The organism is Streptomyces sp. NPDC002690 (assembly GCF_053592415.1).
Window position 1 is genome coordinate 1 of the sequence record NZ_JBSFVR010000031.1, and the last position, 24,063, is coordinate 24,063.

Here is a 24,063-nt window from a genome sequence, read left to right on the forward strand (position 1 = left end):
GAGTGCTCCCTGCTGTTCGCGGTCGCGCCGGACTTCGGGTCGCTGATCGCCTTCCGCCCTCGCGCTGGCGCTCGCCGGATGCGGCGGCACGACCGGCTCCGGCCCGAAGCAGGCTGCGGCCAAGGGCGGTTCGGCCGCCGCGGACCGGGTGGAGCCGCTGGCCGCCACCCCGGTTCCCGAGCTGCCCGTCACCGTCGACTCGGCGGACGGCACGGAGGTCACCGTCACGTCGGCGGACCGGATCGTGCCGCTGACCGGCTCCCTCAGCGAGATCGTCTTCACCCTGGGGCTCGGCAAGCACGTGGTCGCCCGTGACATCACCGCCACCTTCGAACAGGCGGCGGACCTCCCCGTGGTGACCCGCGCCCACGACGTGTCCGCGGAGGGCGTCCTCTCCCTGAGGCCGACGCTCGTCCTCGCCGACACCACCACCGGCCCCGCCGAGGCGATCGACCAGATCCGGGACGCCGGTGTCCCGCTGCTGGTGGTCGAGCCGGCCGAGGAACTCGACGACGTGGCACGGCGGATCGGCACCGTCGCCGCCGCGCTCGGCGTCGAGGAGGCGGGCACCGCGCTGAAGGAGCGCACCGCCGCCCGCCTCGCCGCGGTCCGCGCGGACGTACCCGAGCACGGCGACAAGCCCCGGGTCGCCTTCCTCTACCTGCGCGGCTCCGCCTCCGTCTACCTGCTGGGCGGCGCACGGTCGGGGGCGAGTTCGCTGCTGGAGGCGGTCGGCGCGGTGGACGCGGGGAAGGCGTCCGGGCTCGCCAAGGACTTCACCGCCATCACCAGCGAGGCGTTGGCGAAGGCGGCACCCGACGCGATCCTCGTGATGACCAAGGGGCTCGAATCCGTCGGCGGGATCGACGGCATGCTCAAAATCCCCGGGGTCGCCGAGACCCCGGCCGGACTGGACCGGCGGATCGTCTCCATCGACGACGGCGTACTCCTCAACTACGGCCCGCGCACCGATCAGGTGCTGGCCGACATCGCCGGACAGCTCTACCCCGAGGGTGGCGGGACCCGATGACCGTCACCTCCCCGCGGGACCACACCGAGTCCGTGGCCCCCTCTCCCGCCGCGCCCCGGCGGCGTACCGCGCCCGCCCTCACCCTCGGGCTGACGGCGGCGCTGCTCGTCGGCTGCCTGCTCTCGGCGGGGATCGGCGCGTACGACATCCCGCTCGGCGACGTACTCGCCTCGGTCCAGCACCGGGCCGGGCTGGGCGGCCATGCCCTGGACCGGGTCGGTGAGAGCGTGCTGTGGAACGTCCGGCTGCCCCGGGTCGCCCTCGCCCTGCTGGTCGGCGCCTCGCTCGGCTGCGCGGGCGCCCTGATGCAGGGCGTGTTCGGCAACCCGCTGGCCGAGCCCGGCGTCATCGGCGTCTCCTCCGGCGCGGCCGTCGGCGCGGTCGCCTCCATCGGCCTCGGCCTCACCTTCTTCGGCAACTGGACCATCACCGTCTGCGCGTTCGCCGCCGGCCTCGCGACGGTGCTCCTGGTGTACGCGCTCTCCCGGTCGGGCGGGCGCACCGAGGTGGTGACCCTGATCCTCACGGGGATCGCCGTCAACGCCTTCGCCGGGGCGCTGATCGGCCTGTTCCTCTTCTTCGCCGACAACGCCCAGGTCACCCAGATCACCTTCTGGCAGCTCGGCTCGCTGGCCCAGGCGACCTGGCCCAAGGTGCTGGCGGTACTGCCGTGCGCGGCTCTCGGACTGCTCGTCGCGCCGTTCTCCGCACGGCAGCTGGACCTGCTCGCGCTGGGCGAGCGGCCGGCCCGCCATCTCGGGGTGGACGTGGAGCGGCTGCGGATCGTGCTGGTCCTGGTGGTGGCGATGCTGACCGCGGCGGCTGTCGCGGTCGCGGGGATCATCTCGTTCGTGGGGCTGCTCGTCCCCCATCTGCTGCGGATGGCGAACGGCCCCGGCCACCGCTTCCTCGTCCCCGGCAGCGCGCTGGGCGGCGCGCTGGTGCTGGTGGTGGCCGATCTGGCCGCCCGCACGGTGGCGGCACCGGCCGAACTTCCGCTCGGGGTGCTGACCGCGCTCTTCGGCAGCCCGTTCTTCTTCTGGCTGTTGCGCAGGACCCGTCGCAAGCAAGGTGGTTGGGCATGAGCACAGGTGAACGACGCGGCCTGCTGGGCCTCTTCGCCGTACGGGAACGGGAACTGCCGGTCCGCCGCGCCCCCGGCACGCCGGTGGCGGAGGCCGCCGGGCTCTCGGTGCGCCTCGGTGGCCGCCGGGTGCTCGACGACGTCTCGCTGACCGCGCACGCGGGCGAGGTAGTGGCGCTCGTCGGCCCGAACGGCGCGGGCAAGTCCACGCTGCTCGCCGCACTCGCCGCCGACCTGCCGTCCGACGCGGGCGGGGTACGGATCGACGGGCGGCCCGCCGGGTCCTGGACGGCCGGCGAACTCGCCCTGCGCCGGGCCGTGTTGCCGCAGTCGGCGGTGCTCTCCTTCCCCTTCCCCGTGGCGGAGGTCGTCCGGATGGGGCGGGCGCCGTGGTCGGGTACGGCCCGCGCGGACGAGGACGACGCGGCGGTGGCCGCCGCGATGGAGGCCACCGAGGTCACCGCCTTCGCGGACCGGCCCTTCTCCGCGCTCTCCGGGGGCGAGCGCGCCCGGGTGGCGCTGGCCCGGGTCCTCGCCCAGCGCGCCCCGCTGCTGCTGCTCGACGAACCCACGGCCGCGCTGGACCTGCGCCACCAGGAGCTGGTGCTGCGGATCTGCCGGGAGCGGGCCCGCGCCGGGGACGCGGTCGTCGCGGTGCTGCACGATCTGGGGCTGGCCGCCGCGTACGCGGACCGGGCGGTGGTGCTGCGGGGCGGGCGGATCGCGGCGGGCGGACCACCGGCCGAGGTCTTCACCGCCGGACTCCTCGGCGAGGTGTACCGGCAGCCCGTCGAGGTGTTCCCGCATCCGCGGACGGGGGTGCCCCTCGTCGTCCCCGCCCGGGACCTGTGACGGTCGGGGTGGCCGGCCCGTGCGCGGGGCGTATATCGACTGCTCGCCCTCACGCGCTTCTTCGCCCCGGTAGGGTTCGGACGGTCAGTGCGGACGACGGATCAGAAGGCGCAGAAGGCAACGGATGAGAAGGCTGGGTCGGTCGGCGGCGGGGCTCGCGGTGGTGACGGTACTGGGCGTGACGGCGAGCGGCTGCGTGACGGTGCACGGGGAGCTGGAGCAGGTGCCCGCGGCGACGAAGTCCGAGGCGGACCAAGCCCTCAAGGACTTCCTCACGGCGTACAACGCGGCCGACGCGGCGCTCGATCCCGCTCTGGACGCGGAGCGGGTGACCGGGTCGCTCGGGGCGATCAACCAGGCGGGGCTGAAGGCACGGTCCACCTACACCAAGAGCCCGGCGGCGGCGCACGATCCGCTGGAGCTGTCGGACGCGCGCTACGTCATACCGAAGAAGGCGGGCTGGCCCCGCTACTTCTTCGCGGACGTCGACTCCAACCGTGACGTGGACAAGGGCGACGAGGACACCCGCTGGCTGCTCGTCTTCGAGCGGACCGGCCCGGACGCGCGGTGGAAGGTGCCCTATCTCGGGGTCGTGGCGCCCTCGCGGGTACCGGAGTTCGCGCTGGACGCGGACGGCCTGGCGAAGCCCGCCGAAGCCGTGAGCGCCGAACTCGCCGTGCGGCCACAGGACTTGAGCAGCTCATACACCGGGTATCTCTCCACCGGGGCACCGGACGTGTTCGCGGCGGGCGGGACCACGTCGGGCTGGCGGGCCGCCCGCGCGGCGACGAAGAAGCCGGGGTTCTCGTACCAGTACATCGACCGCCCGCTCGACGGCGCGTTCCGCCCGTTCGGGCTCGCGACGAAGGACGGCGGGGCACTGGTCTTCTTCAGCAGCAAGCACTACGAGCGCCAGACGGCCGCCCAGGGGCTGAAGCCCGAAGTGAACAGGGACACGCAGGCATTGCTCTCGGGCGAGGTGAAGACCTCCCTCACCAAGGAGCGCGTCTCCAGCCAGCTGGTGTACGTGCCCGCGCGGGGCGCGGCCGGGGGCGCGAAGGTGACCGTACTGAACCGGCTGCCGGGACTGGTCGCGGCGACCGGCGAGTGAGCCGGCCGGGCGTCGGAGCCCGGCGCCCGAGTCACGACGAACGGCGCCCGGGTCACGCCGGACGGCGCCCGGGTCACGCCGGACGGCGCCCGAGTCACGCCGGACGGCGCCCGGGTCACGCCGGACGGTGTGGTGTCCCGGGGCTCAGCGGCCCAGCGGCCAGGCCACCGCGGCCGGGTCCAGGCCGGTCGCCTCGTCACTGTCCACGTACACGGCGCAGGCGTCGGTGAGCGCCTCCAGCAGGGTCAGCGGGTCCGGCAGCGGGTGCTCGGGGCCGCGTACCCACGCCACGTCGAGTTCACCGGGGAGACGGGCGGGCGGGAGCAGGACGTAGCTGCCGCGGCAGTGCCAGCGCAGTCCGGGGTGCTCGTCCATGGTCTCGGGGTGCGAGTCCAGCTCGCAGGGCCACCATTCGTCCTCGTCCTCGGGAGTGCCGCGGGTGGCGGTGAAGAAAAGCATCCGGTCGTCGCCGGAGCGGGCGACGGGGCCGACGTCGATGCCGCGCCCGGTCAGCCGTTCCAGGGCGCTGACGCCGGCCGAGAGCGGCACGTCCAGCACGTCGTGGACCATCCCGGTGGCGGTGATGAAGTTCGCCAGCGGCTGACCCTCGGCCCAGCGTTCGATCTGTGCGCGGTCGGTGGTCGACTGGGTCTGCCAGGCGAAGGACACGGGGTGGCGGGCGGGGGTGGGGCATCCGATGCGTTCGCACGAACATCGGTGTCCGAGCGGGTGGGCGGCGGGCGAGATCGGCATCCCCGCCTCGGCGACGGCCAGGAGCATGGCCAGTCGGGCCGAGCCGTCCGCATCGGTCTGTTGCTTGGGTCGTCGCCGCAGCCACTGGGAAATCTTGCCCTCTGTGCCGCGGTTGCGGCCGGAATCGGCGCCCATCTATCCCCTCACCTCAGCGTTACCCGTCCATGGTCCCACCATCCTGCGCCTCGGGTGGCCAGAGTTCGCCAGCGGGGTTGAACACCACCGCCCCGAGTGAGGGACATCACTCTCTATAACGTGTCATTACAGGGCATCCTCCCCCATCGCGAACGAGAGCTACGGGCCTCTGGTGACCGGGCCCGCCGGTGACGTACGGCACCGTGGCCGTGGACGCGCCGGGCGCGCCGTCACCCGATCGGCGCACTGCGGACCGGGGGCCGCGCGGCGCACCATGGGCTCACGCGCAGACCGCGCGCACCCCACCGTGCCGCAGCCGAGGCTGCCGTTCGTGAGGAGCCCCCGTGCACCGTGACGCCACCCCTCGTCGCTATCTGATGTGCGCCCCGGCACATTTCCGGGTCACCTACTCCATCAACCCGTGGATGGACCCCTCCAAGCCCGTCGATCTGCCGCTCGCGCAGACGCAGTGGGAGGACCTCCGCGAGCGCTACCGCTCCCTCGGTCACGCGGTGGAGGAGCTGACGCCGCTGCCCGGTCTGCCGGACATGGTCTTCGCCGCCAACGGCGCGACCGTGATCGACGGCCGGGTGCTCGGCGCGAGGTTCGCGCACCAGGAGCGGCACGGTGAGGCCGAGGCGCACCGGGAGTGGTTCCGCCTCCACGGCTACGAGGAGGTACGTGAGCCGGAGCACGTCAACGAGGGCGAGGGCGATTTCGCCGTCACCGCGTCCTTCGTGCTGGCCGGTACGGGTTTCCGGTCCAGTCCGCTCACGCACGACGAGGCGCAGGAGTTCTTCGGCCGGCCGGTGATCGGCCTGGATCTGGTCGATCCGCGCTACTACCACCTGGACACGGCGCTCTGCGTGCTCGACGACGCGGCCGACGAGATCATGTACTACCCCGGCGCGTTCTCCCCCGGCAGCCGTTCCGTGCTGGCCCGGCTCTTCCCGGACGCCCTGATCGCCGGGGAGCCGGACGCCGCCGCGCTCGGCCTGAACGCGGTCAGCGACGGCCTGCACGTGCTGCTGCCGCAGGCCGCGACGGGGCTGTTCGATCCGCTGCGGGACCGGGGCTTCGAGCCGGTGCCGATGGACCTGAGCGAGCTGCTGAAGGGCGGCGGCAGCGTGAAGTGCTGCACCCAGGAGCTGCGGGACCGGTGACCGGGACGGGGACCGGTCCTGCGGGATCGGTCCCGGTCAGTCCTCCTGGGGCGGCGGCCAGGCGTCGCCCCAGTCGGTGTCCCGGGCCGCCCGGTAGAGGGCGCCGTGGCGTTTGGTGACCGTCTCGCGCCGCAGAGCCTCGTCCCGGGTGCAGAGTTCCAGCAGGACCTGGCCCTTGCGGATCTGCGGCCTGCGGGTGACCCGGGCGGCCACCGGGCGTGCGGGGAAGCGGGTCGCGACGACGTAGGAGAACTTCTCGTCCTCGTGGCTCAGCGTCCCGCCCTTGACCTGCCGGTGCAGCGAGGAGCGGCTGACCCGGGCGGAGAAGTGGCACCAGTCGGTGCCCGGCTCGATGGGGCAGGCGGCGCTGTGCGGGCAGGGCGCCGCCACGGTCAGCCCGGCGGCGATCAGCCGGTCGCGCGCCTCGATCACCCGGGCGTATCCGTCGGGGGTGCCGGGCTCCACGACGACGACGGCCCGCGCGGCCGTGGCCGCCGCGTCGACCAGCTCGGTCCGGGCGGCGGGGGTCAGTTCCTTGAGTACGTACGAGACGGTCACCAGGTCCGTGGGGGCCAGCTCCAGCCCGGCGCCGATCCGGGCGCGCTGCCACCGCGCGGCCCGCAGCCCGGGGGGCCCGCCGGCCTCGGCCAGCTCACGGCCGAGCGCGAGGGCGGGTTCGGCCCAGTCCAGGACGGTGGTCTCCGGGCCGTCCCAGGCCCCGGCGACGGCCCAGCTCGCCGCGCCGGTGCCGCCGCCGACGTCGGTGTGGGTGGCCGGCTCCCACTCCGGCGCGGCCTCGCGGAGCGCGTCCAGGGCGGCCCGTACGGCCTCGAAGGTCGCGGGCATCCGGTACGCGGCGTAGGCGACGACGTCCGCCCGGTCCCGCAGCACCGGCGCGTCGGTCGGGGTCGTACCGCGGTAGCTGGCGATCAGCCGGTCGACGGCCTGGGTCGCCTGCCGGGGCGGCAGTCCGTCGAGCAGACCGGCGAGGGCCGCGCGCAGGGCTTCGGCGGTGGGGAGGGTGACGTTCACCGAGGAATTCTATTCGCGGCGCGGCCCTCCCCGGCCCGGCGGGAAGGGCGCGGGGCCCCGCCCCCGGCGGCGGGTGGGCCCGCCGGGTCACGGGTGCGCGACGGGATGCGTGTAACTCCGCTCACCCAGGTGGCAGTTGCTACGCTGACCGCCGCGAGACCCGCGACGGCCCAACGGGGGGACCCATGAGACAGAGGATCGTTCGGCTGACTCTGGTCGGCGGGGGGACCTTCCTGGCGCTCCTCCTGCTGCTGGCGACCTGCGGCGGGGGTGCGTCGAAGGACGACGGGAAGGGCGCGGGCAGCACGCCCGAGGCGGCTTCCGTCTCCCCCTCGGCGAAGCCCGCGCCCTCCTCGTCCGGGTCGCGGACCCTCCTCGACGTGCCGCCCCGGTACACGACGGCGAGCGGCTGGGAGATCGTCGGCGCCTCGCCGGACATCGCCTTCTCCTGGCCGACCGGCACCCTCGCCTACCTGGAGCGCACGGCGGACCGGCGCTACCGGCTGCGCACCCTCGACACGGCCACCGGGAAGCTGGGGTGGCGCAGCGAGGCCCGTCAGACGCTGGACCCGGAGAGCTATCCCCGGCTGCTGACCGTCTCCCGGGAGGACCGGGAGTTCTTCGTCACGTGGTCGTACGGGAAGGCGGGCGACGGACTCGCCCCGTCGGAGACGTTCCTCTCGATCGACGTGTACGCGGCGGCCAACGGCGACCGTCACCATGTGGAGCTGCCGTGGAACGGTGCTCCGTCGGTCTCGGCGGCAGGCCCGGACCTCGTGATCTCCGACGCCGGCGCGAACGCGGCGCTGATCGACCCGGTGACCGGCGAGACGTCGAAGGTCGCCGCGTCGGATCTGAAGTACCCCGAGGGCTGTACCGCCTGCCGGAAGCTGACGGAGGTGGTCGGCCAGACCGGGCAGGGGCTGCTGGTGAGCGGGGCGCGGGAGTTCTGGGTGCCGGGCGGCTGGTACAGCCGGAAGGTCGCGCCGAAGGGGGCCGACCCGGCCTCCGGGGTGCCGACGTCCGTGGTGGCGGGGCTGGTGCTGGCGAAGTGGCAGCCGGAGAAGTCCTCGAAGCGGGCGGCGACCCACGAGATGTGGACGGTGCACGACGCGGCGAGCGGCAAGGCCCTGGTGTCGGTGGAGTGCCACCGTCCGGCCATACAGCCGGGCCGCTTCCCGCAGGCGGTCGTCCCACCTTCGGGCGACTATCTGGTCGCCGGGAACCTGGCGTTCGACCTGGTGGCCAAGAAGGGCTACTGCCTGGAGGACGAGGACGGCTCGTCCCACGTGACGCTGGCCTCGGTGACGGACGACGGGATCGCGTACGGCGCCCGGAACGTGCGGGACGCCGAGGAGGCGCTGGCCGGGGGCGGGGTACCGGTGGTGATGGACTTCGTCGACGGATCGGACGAGCCGCTCGCCCGCGACGTACGGCTGCCGGTGGCCGAGACGACCGGGGTCGGGATCTTCCGCACCACGGACCGTGAGGGCCGGGCGCATCTGATCGGCTACCCGCGCGAGGACTGACCGGCCCCCGGGCGCGCACCGACCTGCTGCCCGTGCGCGGACCCACGTGCCGCGCGCGGGGCGTGGGCCCCGTGATCCGGGAGCGCCGTACGGATCACGGGGCGAAAGCGGGGGCTTACAGTCCGCCCTCGGTCCGGCCGCGCCGCTCCCAGGGGCGGCAGAGCACCAGGAAGCAGGCCATGGCCGCGGCGGCGCAGATGGTCTGGACGAGGGCCATCGGGACGGCCGTGTCCTCCCCCGCGATGCCCACCAGCGGCGAGGCGATCGCGCCGATGAGGAACGACGAGGTGCCGAGCAGCGCGGAGGCGGAGCCCGCCGCGTGCTTGGAGCGCATCAGGGCCTGCGAGTTCGTGTTGGGCAGCGCCAGGCTCATCGCGGACATCAGGACGAACAGGGTGCCGGCGACGGGGGCGAGCCCCACTTCACCGAAGACCCCGCTGGTCATCAGCAGCAGCACGACGGCGGCGAGCAGGATGACGGAGAGCCCGAAGAGCAGCACCCGGTCGAGGCTGACCCGGCCGACGAGCAGCCGGCCGTTGATCTGGCCGACGACGATCAGGCCGACCGAGTTGAGGCCGAAGAGCAGGCTGAAGGTCTGCGGCGAGGCGCCGTAGATCTCCTGGATGACGAACGGCGAGGCGCTGACGTAGGCGAAGAGGGCCGCGAAGGCGAGCCCGCCGGCGATCGTGTAGCCGATGAACACCCGGTCGGCGAAGAGGCCGCGCATGGTGCGCAGGGCTTCGGCGACGCCGCCGGTGTGACGTTCCTCCGGCGGCAGGGTCTCGTGCAGGCTCTTCCACACGACCAGGGTCAGCAGCAGGCCGACGACGGTGAGCACGACGAAGACGCCGCGCCAGTCCGTGATCCGCAGCACCTGGCCGCCGATCAGCGGCGCGATGATCGGGGCGACACCCGAGATCAGCATCAGGGTGGAGAAGAACTTGGCCATCTCGATGCCGTCGTAGAGGTCGCGCACGACGGCCCGGGAGATCACGATGCCGGCCGAGCCGGCGAGGCCCTGGAGGAGGCGGCAGCCGATGAGCATCTCGGCGTTGGGGGCGATGGCGCAGATCGCCGTGGCGACGACGTAGACGACCATGCCGGTCAGGAGCGGTCCGCGGCGGCCCCAACGGTCGCTCATGGGGCCGACGACGAGCTGGCCGAGGGCCATGCCGAGGAGGCAGGCGGTCAGCGTGAGCTGGACGGTGGCGGCCGGGGCGTGCAGCGCGTCGGTGACGTCGGGCAGCGCCGGCAGGTACATGTCCATGGACAGGGCCGGCAGCGCGGTGAGGCCGCCGAGCACCAGGGTCACCAGGAACGCGGTCCGGCGGACGGCCGCCGCCGGGGCGGCCGGGAGGCCGGTGAGACCGGGAAGAGCCGGGCCCTCGGGGCCCGGCGCGGGGTCGGGAACGGCGAGGCCGGTGATCACTCGACCGGTTCCCGCCGTAGGTATGTGCTCTTGTTCTTGCTGGGCCCGGCTTACGCCGCTGTCCGGCATGCTTCATCTCCACATCGTTGAAATCCGCATCTATGCTCTCAGCTCAGGCGTTGTGGTCGTAACCCGATTTCGAGGGCGTGGCATGAGCGGGACTGTGCGTTGGGGCATATTGGCGACGGGCGGCATAGCCGCGACCTTCACCAAGGATCTGCTGGGACTGCCCGATGCCGAGGTGGTCGCGGTGGCCTCGCGCACCGAGGCGTCGGCCCAGGCGTTCGCCGAGCGGTTCGGGATCGGTCGGGCCTACGGGAGCTGGGCCGAATTGGTCGCGGACGACGACGTCGATGTGGTGTATGTCGCAACCCCGCACTCCGCCCACTACGAGGCGACCGCGCTGGCGCTGCGCGCGGGCAAGCACGTGCTCTGCGAGAAGGCGTTCACGCTGGACGCGGGGCAGGCCGGTGAGCTGGTCGGGCTCGCCCGGGAGCGCGGGCTGTTCCTGATGGAGGCCATGTGGACGTACCTCAACCCGGTCGTCCGCCGGATGACGGAGCTGGTGCGCGAGGGCGCGATCGGCGAGATCCGCACCGTCCAGGCCGACTTCGGGTTCGCCGGTGACGTGGGTCCCGAGCACCGGCTGCGCAACCCCGCCCTCGGCGGCGGCGCGCTGCTCGACCTGGGGGTCTACCCGGTGTCGTTCGCGCACCTCCTGCTGGGCGAGCCGGACCGGGTGCAGGCGGACGCGCTGCTCTCCCCCGAGGGCACCGACCTGAACACCGGGATACTGCTGGGCTGGGACTCGGGCGCGACCGCGCTGCTCTCCTGCTCGATCGTGGGCCACCACGCCACGGCGGCGACCGTCGTCGGCACGAAGGGCCGCATCGACCTCCCGCGCGACTTCTTCCACCCCGACCACCTCCTCCTGCACCGTGCGGGCTCCTCGGACCCGGCGCCGGAGAAGATCGTCACCGGTCCGGGTCCGCAGGGTCTTTCCGGCATGCAGTACGAGGCGGTCGAGGTGATGCGCGCGCTGCGGGCGGGCGAGACCGAGTCCCCGCTGGTGCCGCTGGACGGTTCTCTGGCGGTGATGCGGACGCTCGACGCGGTACGGGACCGCATCGGCGTCCGCTACCCCTCCGACGACCGTACGGGCAAGGGCGCCTGACGGCTCGTCACATACCGCTTGTCAGGCCGGGGTCAGCCCCGGGTTGCCCGCCTCCGTCACGAAGGAACCGGCCGTCGTGACGGGGGCGCCGGGCGTGGTGACGGCGTCCACCGCGCGGAAGTCGGCGCGGGCGTGGTCGTCTTCGAGGGTGACCAGCGCGTAGCCGCGGCGGCCGTCGTAGAACTTCAGGTGCGGGTTGGCCGCCATCTGGTTGTTCCAGTTGGCGGGCTTCACCGAGCCGTTCTGGCCGCTGGTGATGGAGGAGGTGACGATCTCCGTGCCGACGGTACGGGACGAGGGGTCGTCGAAGTCCTTCTTGAGGTCGAAGCCGTAGGCGACGTGCACGTCCCCGGTGAGGACCAGCAGGTTGTCGACGCCCGCCGACTCGGCGCCGTCCAGCACCCGTTGCCGGGAGGCCGGGTAGCCGTCCCAGGAGTCCATCGAGAGCTTGTAGGCGGCGGTGGGCACGTCCTTGCGCCGGGCGAAGGTGACCTGCTGGGGCAGGACGTTCCAGGTGGCGCGCGAGGCGCGCCAGCCGTCGATCAGCCAGCGCTCCTGGGTGGCGCCGGTCAGGGTGCGGGCGGGGTCCTCGGACTCGGGTCCGGGCACCTTCCAGCCGTCGCCGTACGCCTGGTCGCTGCGGTACTGGCGGGTGTCCAGGATGTCGAACTGTGCGAGGCGGCCGAACCGCAGCCGCCGGTAGAGGCGCATGTCGGGGCCGGTGGGGCGCTGCGGGGTGCGCAGCGGCTGGTTCTCCCAGTACGCGCGGTAGGCGGCGGCCCGGCGGAGCAGGAACTCCTCGGCGGGCACGCTGTTCTCGGGGGTGTCGTCGGCGTAGTTGTTCTCGGTCTCGTGGTCGTCCCAGGTGACGACGAAGGGGTGCGCGGCGTGCGCGGCGCGCAGGTCGGGGTCCGACTTGTAGAGGGCGTACCGCAGCCGGTAGTCCTCCAGGGTCAGCGTCTCCCGGTTGAAGACGTCGGGCAGCACGCGGTCGGTGTAGGCGCGGGCGCCGCCGGTGGCGGTGACGGCGTACTCGTAGAGGTAGTCGCCGAGGTGGAAGACGGCGTCCACGTCCTCGTCCGCGAGGTGGCGGTAGGCGGTGAAGTACCCGTCGTGGTACGCCTGGCAGGAGACGGCGGCGAGCCTGACCGCACGGTTGCGGGTGTGCGGGTCGGGGGCGGTGCGGGTGCGGCCGGTCCCGCTGGTCCAGCCACCGGCGCGGAAGCGGTAGTAGAAGGTGCGGCCGGGTTCCAGGCCGCGGACCTCGGTGCGGACGCTGTGCGCGAACTCCGGGTGCGCGGTGGCGGTTCCGCGCCGGACGACGCGGCGGAAGCGCTCGTCGTGGGCGAGCTCCCAGCCGACCTGGACGCGGGAGGCGGGCAGCCCGCCGTCCGCCTCGTACGGGCGCGGGGCGAGGCGCGTCCAGAGCAGGAGGGAGTCGGGCAGCGGGTCTCCGGAGGCCACTCCGAGGGTGAAGGGGTTCTCGGTGATCCGGCGGGGGTCGAGTTCGGCGGCGCTCGCCGTGCCCGCGGCGGGCAGGTTGACGGCGAAGGCGAGCGCGGCGGCGGCGCCGGTGGTGGTGAGGAAGCGGCGGCGGCCCACGCCCTGGCTGTGGCGGCGGGCCGCGGCGCGGAACTCGGCCGGTCGGTCCGGGCGTTCGGTGTCCGTGGCGGTCGGTGCGGGCGTCATGGTCTCTCCCCTGGCAGATGGGTGTCGAGGGGTGTGCGGCCTCGGCCCGCCGGACGCCCCCTGGGCATTGGAGTGCGGAACGGCATCGCCCGTCTGTCGGGTGCACGACATCCGGATGGCGGGGTGATGAGCACCGCGTGCGCCGGGCGGAGCGGCGGGCGGCGCACGTATCCGCAGGTGACAAACGACTGTCCGGGAGGGCGCTTTGCTGTGATCATGGATGGCCCGACGCCGCCTCCGGGAGGATCCCCGACGTGCCCGTACCCGCCGACCCGACCGTGCTCCACCCGATGCCCGGCCAGCCCCGGGTGGTGCTCCTGCGCCCACTGGTGACGTCGCCGTTGATCGAGGTCGGGGAGTACACCTACTACGACGACCCGGACGACGCGACCGCGTTCGAGACGCGGAACGTGCTCTACCACTACGGCCCGGAGAAGCTGGTCATCGGGAAGTTCTGCGCGCTGGGCACAGGGGTGCGGTTCCTCATGAACGGCGCCAACCACCGTATGGACGGCCCCTCCACGTTCCCCTTCCCCACCATGGGCGGCTCCTGGTCCGACCACTTCGACCTGCTCACGGGCCTGCCGGACCGGGGGGACACGGTCGTCGGCAACGACGTCTGGTTCGGCTACGGCACCACGGTGCTGCCGGGTGTACGCATCGGGCACGGGGCGATCATCGGTGCCGGCTCGGTCGTCACCTCGGACGTGCCCGACTACGGCATCGTCGGCGGCAACCCGGCCCGCCTCCTGCGCACCCGCTTCGGTGCGCGGGACGTCGCCCGGCTGCTGGCGGTGGCCTGGTGGGACTGGCCCGCCGAGCACCTCACCGCGCACGTCCGGACGGTGATGTCGGGCAGTGTCGCCGACCTGGAAGCCGCCGCTCCCGGCCCGCGCCGCTCATGACGGTGCGGCCATGTGCCGTCGGCTCGGAGATCATCCGCGGACCGGTCGCCCGGGGCCACCGGGTGACGTACGCCAACGATCCGGCGGCGGAGATGCTGGGCCGAGCGGCCCTGCCACCTCCTGGCCCGCATCGGGAATACGTCCCCGGATCCACCGGTTGAGCCGCTGCATGAGCGCCGACGAATCTGCCGAGATCCTGCATTACACCGCTTTCTCCACCGACCCGGAGGGCGGCAACCCGGCCGGTGTCGTCCTGGACGCCTCCGCCTTGGACGATGCCGCGATGCTGGCCGTCGCCGCCCGGCTCGGCTACAGCGAGTCCGCGTTCCTGACCCGGGCGCCCGGGGAGCGGACGTACACGGTCCGCTACTTCAGCCCGAAGGCAGAGGTGCCGTTCTGCGGACACGCGACGGTCGCCGCCGCGCTCGCGCTGGCGGACCGCGACGGCCCCGGTGACCTGGAGTTCCTGACCCGGGCCGGCACGGTCCCGGTCGCGGTGGCGCTGCGGGACGGCACGCTGAGGGCCACCCTGACCAGCGTGGAGCCGCAGGTGACGGACATCGCACCGGCGGATCTGGCCCAGGCGCTGGCCGCGCTCGACTGGCCGGCCGGTGATCTCGACCCGGCGCTGCCGCCCCGCATCGCGTTCGCGGGTGCCCGCCATCTCGTGCTGGCCGCCGCGACCCGCGAGCGCCTCGCGGACCTGAGGTACGACTTCTCCCGGCTCGCGTCCCTCATGGAGCGGCTGGACCTGACGACGGTCCAGCTGGTGTGGCGGGAGTCCGAGCGGGTCTTCCACGCCCGCGACCCGTTCCCGGTGGGCGGTGTGGTGGAGGACCCCGCGACGGGCGCCGCCGCCGCGGCTTTCGGGGCGTACGCGCGTGAGCTGGGCCTCGTCCCGGACCAGGCGGTGCTCACCCTCCACCAGGGCGCGGACATGGGCCGGCCCGGCACCCTCACGGTGGAGCTGCGCCCGGGCGATCCTCGCGTACGGGTGAGCGGCGCGGGGACCCGTATCGGCTGACCGGGGGCATCCGCGCCCGGTCGAGCGCGTCCCGCGGCAGGGCCCTCGGCGCCCGGTGAACACTTCTCGGCATCCATACGACGGTTCGGCGTCGGGCGGCCGAAATCCGGGGCGTACGATCGCGGACACCGAAGCCGAGCACGGGAGTACCGATCTTGTCCGCATCCGCAACCCTCGCACCACGCATCGGTGTCTCCATCGTCACCATGGGTGACCGCCCGCAGGCGGTGGAGGCCCTCCTCGCGTCGGTGGCCATGCAGGACGTCCGGCCCACCCGGCTGGTCGTCATCGGCAACGGCACGAAGCTTCCGGACTTCTCCACCTTCCCCGGCCTGGAGGACCTGGAGGGCGGGGTGACCCTCATCGAGAACGAGGAGAACCTCGGCTGCCCCGGCGGCCGGAACGTCGGCCTCGCCCGTCTCGCCGAACTCGGCGACGTGGACGTGGTGATCGAGCTGGACGACGACGGCCTGCTGGTCGAGAAGAACGTGTTCAGCACGGTGCAGGACCTGTTCACCGCCGATCCCGTCCTGGGCATCGTCGGCTTCCGGATCGCCGACGAGCACGGCGAGACCCAGCGCCGCCACATCCCGCGGCTGCGCGCCTCGGACCCGATGCGGCGCGGACACGTCACGGCCTTCCTCGGCGGCGCGCACGCCTTCTCGATGAAGATGCTGGCGGGCACGGGCCTGTGGCCTGCCGAGTTCTTCTTCACCCACGAGGAGACGGATCTCTCCTGGCGGGCGCTCGACAGCGGCTGGAACATCCTCTACGAGCCCGATCTGCTGCTCCAGCACCCCAAGACCTCGCCCGCCCGGCACGCGGTCTACCACCGGATGACCGCCCGCAACCGGGTGTGGCTCGCCCGCCGGAACCTCCCGGCGCCGCTGATCCCCCTCTACCTGGGCGTATGGACACTGCTCACCTTCGCCAGGACCCGGTCCGCGAAGGGGCTGAAGGCCTGGATGGGCGGGTTCGTCGAGGGCCTGCGCACCCCGTGCGGCCCCCGCAACCCGATGCGCTGGCGCACCGTGTGGCGGATGACCCGGCTCGGCCGCCCGCCGCTCGTCTGACCGCTCGTACCTCCTTCCGCCGGAGGCCACCGCCCTACCGCTCCGCTTCCCCACCGCTCCACCGATCGCCCGGACGCCTCGCGTTCCGGGCGATCGGCGTTTCCGGGGCGCGTCGGGCGCGCCCGAACCACCGTCGCAGGAAGGCTCCTTGACAGTTCCCGACCTTCAGACAATGATTCCACTAGTTGACTAATGGAATTGGGGCGAGGCGTGGAACACCCGAGCACACCGAGCGAGACCTCCGGGCCATGGGCTCTGGAGGCCCGCAGACTGAGCAAGCGCTACCGCCGCGGCTGGGCTCTGCGGGACCTCTCCTTCCGGCTCCCGGCCGGACGGATCTGCGGTCTCGTCGGCCCCAACGGCGCGGGCAAGAGCACCCTGCTCGGCATCGCGTCCCAGCAGATCGACCCGACCGAGGGCGAGTTGAAGATCTTCGGCGTCCCGGTCGACGACACTTCGGCCATGCCCCGGTTCGCCTTCCTCGGCCAGGACAAGCCACTCTTCAAGCGGTTCACGGTGGCCGAGACGCTGCGGATGGGCGCCGAACTCAACCCGGGCTGGGACATGGCGGCGGCAGAACGGATCGTCCGCTCGGGCCAGGTCCCGCTGGAGGCACGCGTCGGTACGCTCTCCGGCGGCCAGCGCACCCGGGTCGCCTTCGCGCTCGCCTTCGGCAAGCGCCCCGGCCTGCTGCTGCTGGACGAGCCGATGTCGGATCTCGACCCGCTGGCGCGCGACGAGATGAGCACCCTGCTGATGGCCGAGGCCGTCGAACGCGGAACGACGGTGCTGATGTCCTCCCACATGCTGGGCGAACTGGAGGACATGTGCGACCACCTGCTGGTGGTGTCCGAGGGGCGGCTCCGGATGGCCGGTGAGACCGACGCACTGGTCCCCGCCCACGCCCTGGTCACCGGGCTGGCGTCGGACGGTGGGCTGCCGCCGGAGCTGACCCGCCACACCGTGATCGAGTCCCGGGTCCAGGGCCGCCAGTTCCAGGCGCTCGTACGCCCCCAGGGACCGCTGAGCGGCGACTGGCAGATCAGCGAACCGAGCCTGGAGGAGGTGCTGCTGGCCCACCTCCGTTCACCGGACGCGCCCGCGCTCCTCGCCCCGGGCGCCCTCACCGACGCCGAAGGGATCACCGCATCATGACCACGACCACCCTGACCGACCCCTCCACGGGGGCGGGAACCGTCCGGCGCGGCCCGCTGCGCGGACTGACCTGGCTCGTGGTGCGCCAGCACCGGGCGACGCTGTACAGCGCGCTCGCGCTGGTGATCCTCGGTGCGGCCGTGATCGTGTACCAGCGCGGGCAGATGATCGACACGCTGGACGCGGCCGGGTGGCCACGAAAGAGCGCGCCGGACGAGGTCACCTCCGCACGGATCCTGGACTACCTCACGCTGGCCCTCGGCGTGCTCCCGACGCTCCTCGGCGTTCTCGTCGGCGCTCCGCTGATCGCCTCCGACACCGAGCAGGGCACCGCGCAGTTGGTCACCACCCAGTCGGTGCCGCGCCGCCGCTGGCTGATCGCCAAGCTGACGCTGGGCTACTCCGTCGCCCTCTTCGCCGGCCTGGTGTTCTCCGTGCTCTTCACCTGGTGGTGGAAGCCGTACCGGTCGGTCTTCCCGTTCGTCTGGCTGGACGGGTCGGTCTTCGACAGCACCGGTCCGGTCCTGCCGGCGTTCTGCCTGTTTCTCACCGCGGCGGGCATCACCATCGGGGTCCTGCTGCGCCGGGTGCTGATGGCGATGGTGGTGACCCTCGGCTTCTCGGTCTTCGTGAGCGTCGTCTGGGACCAGTTCCGCGACCGGCTCGGCACCAGCCACATGTTCACGTACCCGCTGAACGCGGAGAGCTCCCTCGGCGGCTACCAGGACGTGCAGCAGCTCGACAGCTGGGTCGGCACCGCGGACGGCACGCTCTACGGCTGGGGCACCTGCGCCAAGGCCACCGAGGCGGCGCAGAACGCCTGCGTCAAGGACAAGGGCATCGTCAACAATGTCGTCGAGTACCTCGAATACGACCAGATGAACGCCATGCAGTGGACCGGCGCCGGCATCCTGCTCGCCGCCACGGCGCTGCTGACCGTGTTCGTCGTGTGGCGTGTCTCCCGGCGCCCGCTGTGACGGCGCGCCCCCCATGTCCGTAAAGTCTCCTCAGTCGAGCGGAAGGTGAAGAGCAGTGGTCGTTTTCCGCATCGACCGGCGCAGTGGGATCGCCACGTACCTGCAGATCGTGCACCAGGTCGAGCAGGCCCTGCGGATGGGCGCTCTCCAGGAGGGGGACAAGCTGCCCACGGCCGCCCAGGTGGCAGCCACCACCAAGGTCAACCCCAACACGACCCTCAAGGCGTACCGGGAGCTGGAGCGCCTCGGTTTCGCCGAAGTGCGCCAGGGGGCGGGCACCTTCGTCACCCGTAACCTCGCCCGGCCCCAGTCCGGACCCGACTCGCCGCTCCGCACCTCGCTGGACGCGTGGCTGGTCCAGGCACGGACCGCGGGGCTGTCGGGGCACGACGTGCGGGCGCTGTTCAGCGCCGCGTACGAGACGGCCTACCCGGGCGAGAGCTGAGGCCGGACCCGGGGAGGCCGGACCCGGGGAGGCCGGACCCGGGCCCCGCCGGGAGGTGGGCGTAGGCGGGCAGGTCGATGTCCCCGGCCTTGGCGAACTGGGCCGCCAGCACCTGCCGCATGGGCCAGCGGTTCATCGACCGCATCGAGGCGGCGCGCAGCCGGATGGCGAGCGCGCCGTTCGGTGCGTACGCCGAGGCACCGCCGGGCGGGAGCTGCTGTGCCCGGGTGACGTAGGGGCGCATGATCCGGTCGTAGTTCCGGAAGGCGTCGAGGTGGGACGCACCGGGCGTGGTCAGTTCGCCCGCCAGCACGTACGCGCCGACGAGGGCGAGGCTCGTCCCCATGCCGGTGAGGGGCGAGGGGCAGTGTCCGGCGTCGCCGAGCAGCACCGTCCGTCCGCGCGACCAGCTGTCGAGGCGCACCTGCCCCAGCGAGTCGAAGAAGAAGTCGTCGCAGGTGCGCATCGCCGCGACGAGGCGCGGGACTTCCCATCCGACGCCCTCGAACCGGCGGGCGACCAGGTCCTGTTGGGCGCGCACGTCGTGGCGGTCGTACGTGAAGGGCTCCGCGCGGAAGCTGAGTCCGGCCTTGATCTCACCGGGCAGCCGGCCGGGGCGCGCGGACGCGACGAGCCCGCCGGGGGCGTTGAACATCCGGAACCAGCCGTCGAGGTCCCAGTCGTCCCGGACCGTGAACCACGCGGTCCAGCAGTTCAGCGGGCGGACGAAGTCGGTCTCGGGGCCGAAGGCGAGCGACCGGACCACGGAGTGCGGCCCGTCGGCCCCCACCACGACCCCGAAGCGGCGTCGGCCGGCCTTCTCGAAGGTGACGGTGACGCCGTCGTCGTCCTGGGCGAGGGCGGTGACGGTGTCGTCGAAGAGATACTCCACACCGGTGCCGGTGCCGGTGCCGGTGCCGGTGCCGGTGCCGGTGGCGCTGCCGGGCGAGGTGCGGGCGGTGGGCGAGGTCGCGTCGTACAGGAGGCGGGCGAGGTCGCCCCGGAGGATCTCGATCTCGGAGACGATTCCCTCCCCTCCGAAGGCGGCGGCCGGCATCTCGGCGGTGACCCGGTCCCGGGCGTCCACCATGGCGAGGCCGCGCTGGCCGACGGCGACCGCGCGCGCCCGGTCCATGAGGCCCATACGGCTGATCACCTCTCGGCCCGCGCCACGGAGATCCACGGTCTGCCCGCCCGGCCGGGGGCTCGGCACCCGCTCGACGACCGTGACGTCGAAGCCCGCCGCGCGTAGCCAGTACGCGAGGGCCGGACCGGCGATGCCGGCGCCGGAGATGAGTACGTCTTTTTTTCTCATGGCATCGAATGTACGGCGTACGCATGAGACCCCGCAACCTTGAAAGCCCTGCAATACAAGGACACTTACCTGCAAGCGCACTAGTACGCGACGACTGGGTGCACCAGCGCCCGAGGCGCCCTCGTGGAGACCGGAGCCCCTCAGCGCAGTCAGGGCAGTACAGTGCGACCCGCAGAGGTGCACTAGTACGGAGGCGTCATGGACCGCCAGAGGGAATCGCACGGAGAAGCAGGGCGGGCGCTGCCGAAGGAGCCGCCGTACCGCCGGATCGCCGCGATTCTGCGGGGGCGGATCGAGTCGGGGGAACTCGCCCCCGGTGACCGCACCCCTTCCACTCGGGAGATCGCCCGGCAGTGGGGGGTAGCCATGGCCACCGCGACCAAGGTCATCGCCGAACTGCGGCACGAGGGGCTGGTACGGCCGGTGCCCGGCGTGGGCACCGTGGTCGAGAGCGCCGCCCGGGCACGACGCCCGGCGGCCGTTCCGCCCGCCTCCGTCCCGGCCCGGTCGGCCGCCCGGGCTGCGGGCGCGGGTGGGGGCACGGCCCCGGAGGGACCTGGCATCGCACTCGCCCGGGAACGGATCATCGCCACGGCCATCGCCGTCGCGGACGCCGAGGGGCTGGGCGCGGCCTCGATGCGGCGGGTGGCCAACGAGCTGGGCGCGGCGACCATGTCGCTCTACCGGCACGTGACCGACAAGGACGATCTGCTGACGCAGATGATGGATGCCGCCTGCTCGCACTGGCGCTTCCCCGCCGAGTCCCCGGCGGGCTGGCGGGAGCGGCTGGAACTCGCCGCCCGTCTGCTGTGGGAGACGTTCCGCCGTCACCCGTGGCTCGCCCCGGCGCTCTCGGTGACCCGGCCGCAGTTGCTCCCCGGCGCCCTGCCCTTCACCGAGTGGGTGCTTCAGGCCCTGGACGGCCGCGGCCTCGACGGCCAGACGCACTTCACGATTCACGTCACCCTGTTCAATTACGTGCGGGGAACGGCGATCAATATCGAACCCGAAGTCGTGGCCGAGGAATTCACCGGCCTGACGAGCGACGAGTGGATGGACACGCAGGGACCACAACTCCGGCAGGTATTCTCGGCCGGCGCGTTCCCGACCCTGGAGCGCATCACCGAAGACGGTTACGACTTCGATCTCGACATGCTTTTCGAGTTCGGACTGCAACGCCTCCTGGACGGTTTCACCACCCTGATCGACGAGCCGCCCCCACACCCTTGAGCCGCGACGGCCGGCCCCTGCCGCCGGCCCGTCCCACCTCCGGCCCGTTCCACCCGAGGTCAGTCCGCCCGCGCCTCAGGACGGCGCCGGGACGCGCCACGGGCACGCCCCGTCCCCGCAGGGCTCCGGGACGTGGCCGTCCCGGGGAAGTCGGGGTCGTCCTCGGCGGTCGGCAGCGCGCGGTGCCCCTCCGAGTGGTCGTTGACCCATCCGCAGCCCGGGCAGGCGTAGCGCCCGTCCAGACCGGCGATGAGCGTGCCGCACCGGCGGCACTCGGTGTAGGTGACCTCGGGCGCGGCCATGGGGCCGTCGGCGGCGGGCCGCCGCCCCGGGACGGCCGCGTCCCTACCGGACGGGGGCTCGGCGGAAAACTCCATGCCGGAAGGCTACGCCGCGCCCCGCGCCGGCCGGACCGCCTCCGCGAGTCCGACGCGGGCGGGGACGGGACCGTCCGGGGCGGGTGGGTGCGGATTCGAGGGAGGGTCGGGACGCATGCGGGGCGATTCCGTACGGGAACGCAAAAATGCCCCGGCCGCATTGGCGTCCGAGGCACTCATCCGATTAAGCTGAATGTTTCCCGCGATTTCGGCGCATCATCTTCACGCGCCAGCAGAACCATCACGGGAGAAACTCACAGGGCTCACCTTATCTTTTATGGAGTCACATTGTCAAGCGAGGAAATGGTTCGCGAGCAGGAATTCGTCACCCTGCTCCACGAGCGACTCGACACCCTGCGGGACGGAACAGAGGGTGCCGTGCGGGGCTCGCTGGGGCAGCCCGTGCACAGCCGGCAGGCCCGGCTGGAGCGGGACGTCACGGTCGCCGAGCAGTCGGACCGCCTCGCCACGCTGAACGCCGTGGAGGACGGCCTCTGTTTCGGCCGCATCGACCTCCGCGACGGCACGCACCACCACATCGGCCGGCTCGGCATCCGCGACGACGACGAGGCGCGCACCCCGCTGCTCATCGACTGGCGCGCACCGGTGGCCCGCCCGTTCTACCTGGCGACGGGCCACACACCCCTGGGGCTCCGGCGGCGCAGACACCTGACCACGCGCGAACGCCGGGTCACCGCCCTGCACGACGAGATCCTGGATCTGGACGAGACCGCGCCCGCGCACCGCACCGGCTACGAGGACCCCAACGGCGACGCCGTGCTGCTGGCCGCCGTGAACGCCACCCGCACCGGCCGCATGACCGACATCGTGCGGACCATCCAGGCCGAGCAGGACCGCATCATCCGCGCCCCGCACCGGGGCGTGCTCGTGGTGGAAGGGGGGCCCGGTACCGGGAAGACGGCGGTCGCCCTGCACCGCGCCGCGTACCTCCTGTACGCGTACCGCGAGCAGCTGGCCCGCCGGGCCGTGCTGATCGTCGGCCCCAACCCGGCCTTCCTCGGCTACATCGGCAATGTGCTGCCCTCCCTGGGCGAGACCGGGGTGCTGCTCGCCACCCCGGACGAGCTCTTCCCCGGGGTACGGGCCACCGGCACCGACACCCCGCGGGCCGCGGCCGTCAAGGGCTCCGCCCGGATGGCCGAGGTCCTGCGCGAGGCGGTCGCGGACCGGCAGCGGCTGCCCGCGGGACCGGTCGGGATCGCCCACGAGCGGGACACCCTGTTCCTCGACCCCGGCACGGTCCTCCGTATCAGGGCGGAGGCCCGGAACACCGGGCTGCCGCACAACCTCGCCCGGCGCCCGTTCGCCTCGGGGGTCGTCGACGCGCTGACCCGGCAGCTCGCCGACCGCATCGGGGCCGACCCGCTCGGCGGCCCCAATCTGCTCGACCCCTCCGACGTCGAGCAGCTGCGCGAGGAGGTGGCCGCCGCCCCGGAGGTGCACGCGGCGATCGACGGCCTCTGGCCCCGCCTCACCCCCGAGCGGTTCCTCGCCGAGTACCTCGCGGCACCCACCGGGCTTCCGGCCGGGGACACGGAGTCGGTACGCCGCGACGACAGGGACCCCACCGGCCTGACGGACCGCACGGAGTGGACCGCCGCCGACGTCCCCCTGCTCGACGAGGCCGCCGAGTTGCTCGGCAAGGACGACAGCGCCCTGCGGGCGGCCGAGGAAGCGGAGCGCCGCCGGCGGATCGCTTACGCCCAGGGCGTCCTGGACCTCTCGGAGGGTTCGCGCTCCACCGACTTCGAGGACGAGGACGACGCGGAGATCCTCTCGGCGCACGACATCATCGACGCCGAACGCTTCGCCGAGCGCCAGGAGGAGGCGGACCACCGCAGCGCCGCCGAGCGTGCCGCCGCCGACCGGACCTGGGCCTTCGGCCACATCATCGTCGACGAGGCGCAGGAACTCTCCGCGATGGCCTGGAGGTTGCTGATGCGACGCTGCCCGACCCGCTCCATGACGCTGGTCGGCGATCCGGCGCAGACAGGTTCGGCGGCCGGGGCCGACAGCTGGGCCGGAATTCTCGGACCGTACGTGGGCGACCGCTGGGAGCACACCCGCCTGGACGTCAACTACCGTACGCCGCAGGAAATCATGGAGACGGCCGCCGAGGTGCGGCGGGAGACCGACCCCTCCTTCGAGCCGCCCCGCTCGGTGCGTTCCACCGGTGTCGCACCGTGGACCCTTCACGCGGAGCCGGAGAAGCTGGTGCGCGTGGCGGCCGAGGCCGTCGCCCGCGAGGCCCTGCACGAGGGAAAGCTCGCGGTGATCGCGCCGCGGGAACTCCACACCGAGCTGGCCAGGGCCCTGCCCGGCGCCTCGTACGGAACCGAACCCGACCTGGCGGCCCGGGTGGTGATCCTGGACGCGCGGCAGTCGAAGGGCCTGGAGTTCGACTCGGTCGTCGTCGTGGCGCCGGAGCGGATCAGGACCGGTTCTCCGCGCGGGGTCAACGACCTGTACGTGGCGCTGACCCGCGCGACCCAGCGGCTCGGGCTGATCGGGTTCGCCCCGGTACTGCCGCGGGAGGAGGCGTAACGCGCTCCGCGCCCGG

At 72.8% G+C, this 24,063-nt stretch carries 21 protein-coding genes; 15 read left to right on the forward strand and 6 right to left on the reverse strand.

The annotated features are described in order from the left end of the window. Positions 1 to 64: 64 nt before the first annotated feature. From ACWD3D_RS07125 to ACWD3D_RS07140, 4 genes are all read left to right on the forward strand, one after another. Positions 65 to 1,030 carry a heme/hemin ABC transporter substrate-binding protein gene (locus ACWD3D_RS07125; RefSeq protein WP_451459940.1) on the forward strand — a complete coding sequence of 322 codons (966 nt, stop codon included), beginning with the start codon at positions 65 to 67 and terminating at the stop codon, positions 1,028 to 1,030. Beyond that, the gene (locus ACWD3D_RS07130) at positions 1,027 to 2,115 is read left to right on the forward strand and encodes a FecCD family ABC transporter permease (protein WP_451459905.1); all 1,089 of its coding nucleotides are present in this window, start codon (positions 1,027 to 1,029) and stop codon (positions 2,113 to 2,115) included. The genes ACWD3D_RS07125 and ACWD3D_RS07130 overlap by 4 nt, the downstream gene beginning before the upstream one ends. After that, a complete protein-coding gene (locus tag ACWD3D_RS07135; RefSeq protein ID WP_451459906.1) occupies positions 2,112 to 2,966 on the forward strand; it encodes a heme ABC transporter ATP-binding protein in 855 nt (284 codons plus the stop codon). Before ACWD3D_RS07130 ends, ACWD3D_RS07135 begins: the two co-directional genes overlap by 4 nt. Positions 2,967 to 3,090: 124 nt before the next feature. Continuing rightward, on the forward strand, positions 3,091 to 4,077 hold the full coding sequence (locus tag ACWD3D_RS07140; RefSeq protein WP_451459907.1) for a hypothetical protein: 987 nt from the start codon (positions 3,091 to 3,093) through the stop codon (positions 4,075 to 4,077). A gap of 144 nt (positions 4,078 to 4,221) precedes the next feature. Here ACWD3D_RS07140 and ACWD3D_RS07145 read toward each other — a convergent pair whose 3' ends face one another. Then, positions 4,222 to 4,965, reverse strand: coding sequence for a bifunctional DNA primase/polymerase (locus ACWD3D_RS07145; RefSeq protein ID WP_451459908.1), 744 nt, complete (start codon positions 4,963 to 4,965; stop codon positions 4,222 to 4,224). 344 nt (positions 4,966 to 5,309) lie between these two features. Between ACWD3D_RS07145 and ddaH the strand changes: the two genes are divergently transcribed. Next, complete coding sequence (gene ddaH / locus ACWD3D_RS07150) at positions 5,310 to 6,128, forward strand: dimethylargininase (protein ID WP_451459909.1); 819 nt, start codon at positions 5,310 to 5,312, stop codon at positions 6,126 to 6,128. A 36-nt stretch (positions 6,129 to 6,164) separates the two neighbouring features. Here ddaH and ACWD3D_RS07155 read toward each other — a convergent pair whose 3' ends face one another. Further along, a complete protein-coding gene (locus ACWD3D_RS07155; protein ID WP_451459910.1) occupies positions 6,165 to 7,160 on the reverse strand; it encodes a small ribosomal subunit Rsm22 family protein in 996 nt (331 codons plus the stop codon). A 185-nt stretch (positions 7,161 to 7,345) separates the two neighbouring features. Between ACWD3D_RS07155 and ACWD3D_RS07160 the strand changes: the two genes are divergently transcribed. Beyond that, complete coding sequence (locus tag ACWD3D_RS07160) at positions 7,346 to 8,689, forward strand: hypothetical protein (RefSeq protein WP_451459911.1); 1,344 nt, start codon at positions 7,346 to 7,348, stop codon at positions 8,687 to 8,689. A gap of 115 nt (positions 8,690 to 8,804) precedes the next feature. On the opposite strand, the gene ACWD3D_RS07165 is transcribed toward ACWD3D_RS07160, so the two are convergent. Next, positions 8,805 to 10,187: a multidrug effflux MFS transporter gene (locus ACWD3D_RS07165; RefSeq protein WP_451459912.1), complete on the reverse strand. Its 1,383-nt coding sequence runs from the start codon at positions 10,185 to 10,187 to the stop codon at positions 8,805 to 8,807. Positions 10,188 to 10,269: 82 nt separating this feature from the next. Between ACWD3D_RS07165 and ACWD3D_RS07170 the strand changes: the two genes are divergently transcribed. Continuing rightward, positions 10,270 to 11,292, forward strand: coding sequence for a Gfo/Idh/MocA family protein (locus ACWD3D_RS07170; RefSeq protein WP_451459913.1), 1,023 nt, complete (start codon positions 10,270 to 10,272; stop codon positions 11,290 to 11,292). Positions 11,293 to 11,313: 21 nt separating this feature from the next. Here the strand turns inward: ACWD3D_RS07170 and ACWD3D_RS07175 are convergent, their stop codons facing one another. Further along, positions 11,314 to 12,981 carry an alkaline phosphatase D family protein gene (locus tag ACWD3D_RS07175; protein WP_451459914.1) on the reverse strand — a complete coding sequence of 556 codons (1,668 nt, stop codon included), beginning with the start codon at positions 12,979 to 12,981 and terminating at the stop codon, positions 11,314 to 11,316. A 254-nt stretch (positions 12,982 to 13,235) separates the two neighbouring features. On the opposite strand from ACWD3D_RS07175, the gene ACWD3D_RS07180 reads away from it, so the two are divergent. The 6 genes from ACWD3D_RS07180 to ACWD3D_RS07205 all read left to right on the forward strand — a co-directional run bounded on the left by ACWD3D_RS07180 (position 13,236) and on the right by ACWD3D_RS07205 (position 18,560). After that, positions 13,236 to 13,886, forward strand: coding sequence for a CatB-related O-acetyltransferase (locus ACWD3D_RS07180; protein WP_451459915.1), 651 nt, complete (start codon positions 13,236 to 13,238; stop codon positions 13,884 to 13,886). A gap of 169 nt (positions 13,887 to 14,055) precedes the next feature. Then, complete coding sequence (locus ACWD3D_RS07185; protein ID WP_451459916.1) at positions 14,056 to 14,910, forward strand: PhzF family phenazine biosynthesis isomerase; 855 nt, start codon at positions 14,056 to 14,058, stop codon at positions 14,908 to 14,910. A gap of 155 nt (positions 14,911 to 15,065) precedes the next feature. Further along, complete coding sequence (locus ACWD3D_RS07190) at positions 15,066 to 15,983, forward strand: glycosyltransferase family 2 protein (RefSeq protein ID WP_451459917.1); 918 nt, start codon at positions 15,066 to 15,068, stop codon at positions 15,981 to 15,983. Between the two features lie 210 nt (positions 15,984 to 16,193). Continuing rightward, positions 16,194 to 17,138: an ABC transporter ATP-binding protein gene (locus ACWD3D_RS07195; RefSeq protein ID WP_451459918.1), complete on the forward strand. Its 945-nt coding sequence runs from the start codon at positions 16,194 to 16,196 to the stop codon at positions 17,136 to 17,138. Beyond that, entirely contained in the window at positions 17,135 to 18,115 is a 981-nt protein-coding gene (locus tag ACWD3D_RS07200; RefSeq protein WP_451459919.1) for an ABC transporter permease subunit, read from the forward strand. Before ACWD3D_RS07195 ends, ACWD3D_RS07200 begins: the two co-directional genes overlap by 4 nt. Before the next feature lie 55 nt (positions 18,116 to 18,170). Next, a complete protein-coding gene (locus ACWD3D_RS07205; RefSeq protein ID WP_451459920.1) occupies positions 18,171 to 18,560 on the forward strand; it encodes a GntR family transcriptional regulator in 390 nt (129 codons plus the stop codon). Here ACWD3D_RS07205 and ACWD3D_RS07210 read toward each other — a convergent pair. Continuing rightward, positions 18,520 to 19,875: an FAD-dependent monooxygenase gene (locus ACWD3D_RS07210; RefSeq protein ID WP_451459921.1), complete on the reverse strand. Its 1,356-nt coding sequence runs from the start codon at positions 19,873 to 19,875 to the stop codon at positions 18,520 to 18,522. The two genes, ACWD3D_RS07205 and ACWD3D_RS07210, sit on opposite strands and share 41 nt — an antisense overlap. A gap of 198 nt (positions 19,876 to 20,073) precedes the next feature. Between ACWD3D_RS07210 and ACWD3D_RS07215 the strand changes: the two genes are divergently transcribed. Continuing rightward, positions 20,074 to 21,105: a TetR/AcrR family transcriptional regulator C-terminal domain-containing protein gene (locus ACWD3D_RS07215; protein WP_451459922.1), complete on the forward strand. Its 1,032-nt coding sequence runs from the start codon at positions 20,074 to 20,076 to the stop codon at positions 21,103 to 21,105. Between the two features lie 59 nt (positions 21,106 to 21,164). On the opposite strand, the gene ACWD3D_RS07220 is transcribed toward ACWD3D_RS07215, so the two are convergent. After that, the gene (locus ACWD3D_RS07220) at positions 21,165 to 21,482 is read right to left on the reverse strand and encodes a hypothetical protein (RefSeq protein ID WP_451459923.1); all 318 of its coding nucleotides are present in this window, start codon (positions 21,480 to 21,482) and stop codon (positions 21,165 to 21,167) included. A gap of 303 nt (positions 21,483 to 21,785) precedes the next feature. Here ACWD3D_RS07220 and ACWD3D_RS07225 point away from each other — a divergent pair, with 303 nt between their 5' ends. Next, positions 21,786 to 24,047, forward strand: coding sequence for a HelD family protein (locus tag ACWD3D_RS07225; protein ID WP_451459924.1), 2,262 nt, complete (start codon positions 21,786 to 21,788; stop codon positions 24,045 to 24,047). The last annotated feature ends 16 nt before the right edge of the window (positions 24,048 to 24,063 follow it).

Excerpts from the sequence above, each read along its gene's own strand:
- ACWD3D_RS07130 (WP_451459905.1), top strand. The coding sequence starts at position 1,027 with ATGACCGTCACCTCCCCGCGGGACCACACCGAGTCCGTGGCCCCCTCT.
- ACWD3D_RS07135 (WP_451459906.1), top strand. The coding sequence starts at position 2,112 with ATGAGCACAGGTGAACGACGCGGCCTGCTGGGCCTCTTCGCCGTACGG.
- ACWD3D_RS07140 (WP_451459907.1), top strand. The coding sequence starts at position 3,091 with ATGAGAAGGCTGGGTCGGTCGGCGGCGGGGCTCGCGGTGGTGACGGTA.
- ACWD3D_RS07145 (WP_451459908.1), bottom strand. The coding sequence starts at position 4,965 with ATGGGCGCCGATTCCGGCCGCAACCGCGGCACAGAGGGCAAGATTTCC.
- ACWD3D_RS07160 (WP_451459911.1), top strand. The coding sequence starts at position 7,346 with ATGAGACAGAGGATCGTTCGGCTGACTCTGGTCGGCGGGGGGACCTTC.
- ACWD3D_RS07165 (WP_451459912.1), bottom strand. The coding sequence starts at position 10,187 with ATGCCGGACAGCGGCGTAAGCCGGGCCCAGCAAGAACAAGAGCACATA.
- ACWD3D_RS07170 (WP_451459913.1), top strand. The coding sequence starts at position 10,270 with ATGAGCGGGACTGTGCGTTGGGGCATATTGGCGACGGGCGGCATAGCC.
- ACWD3D_RS07175 (WP_451459914.1), bottom strand. The coding sequence starts at position 12,981 with ATGACGCCCGCACCGACCGCCACGGACACCGAACGCCCGGACCGACCG.
- ACWD3D_RS07185 (WP_451459916.1), top strand. The coding sequence starts at position 14,056 with ATGAGCGCCGACGAATCTGCCGAGATCCTGCATTACACCGCTTTCTCC.
- ACWD3D_RS07200 (WP_451459919.1), top strand. The coding sequence starts at position 17,135 with ATGACCACGACCACCCTGACCGACCCCTCCACGGGGGCGGGAACCGTC.
- ACWD3D_RS07210 (WP_451459921.1), bottom strand. The coding sequence starts at position 19,875 with ATGAGAAAAAAAGACGTACTCATCTCCGGCGCCGGCATCGCCGGTCCG.
- ACWD3D_RS07215 (WP_451459922.1), top strand. The coding sequence starts at position 20,074 with ATGGACCGCCAGAGGGAATCGCACGGAGAAGCAGGGCGGGCGCTGCCG.
- ACWD3D_RS07220 (WP_451459923.1), bottom strand. The coding sequence starts at position 21,482 with ATGGAGTTTTCCGCCGAGCCCCCGTCCGGTAGGGACGCGGCCGTCCCG.
- ACWD3D_RS07225 (WP_451459924.1), top strand. The coding sequence starts at position 21,786 with ATGGTTCGCGAGCAGGAATTCGTCACCCTGCTCCACGAGCGACTCGAC.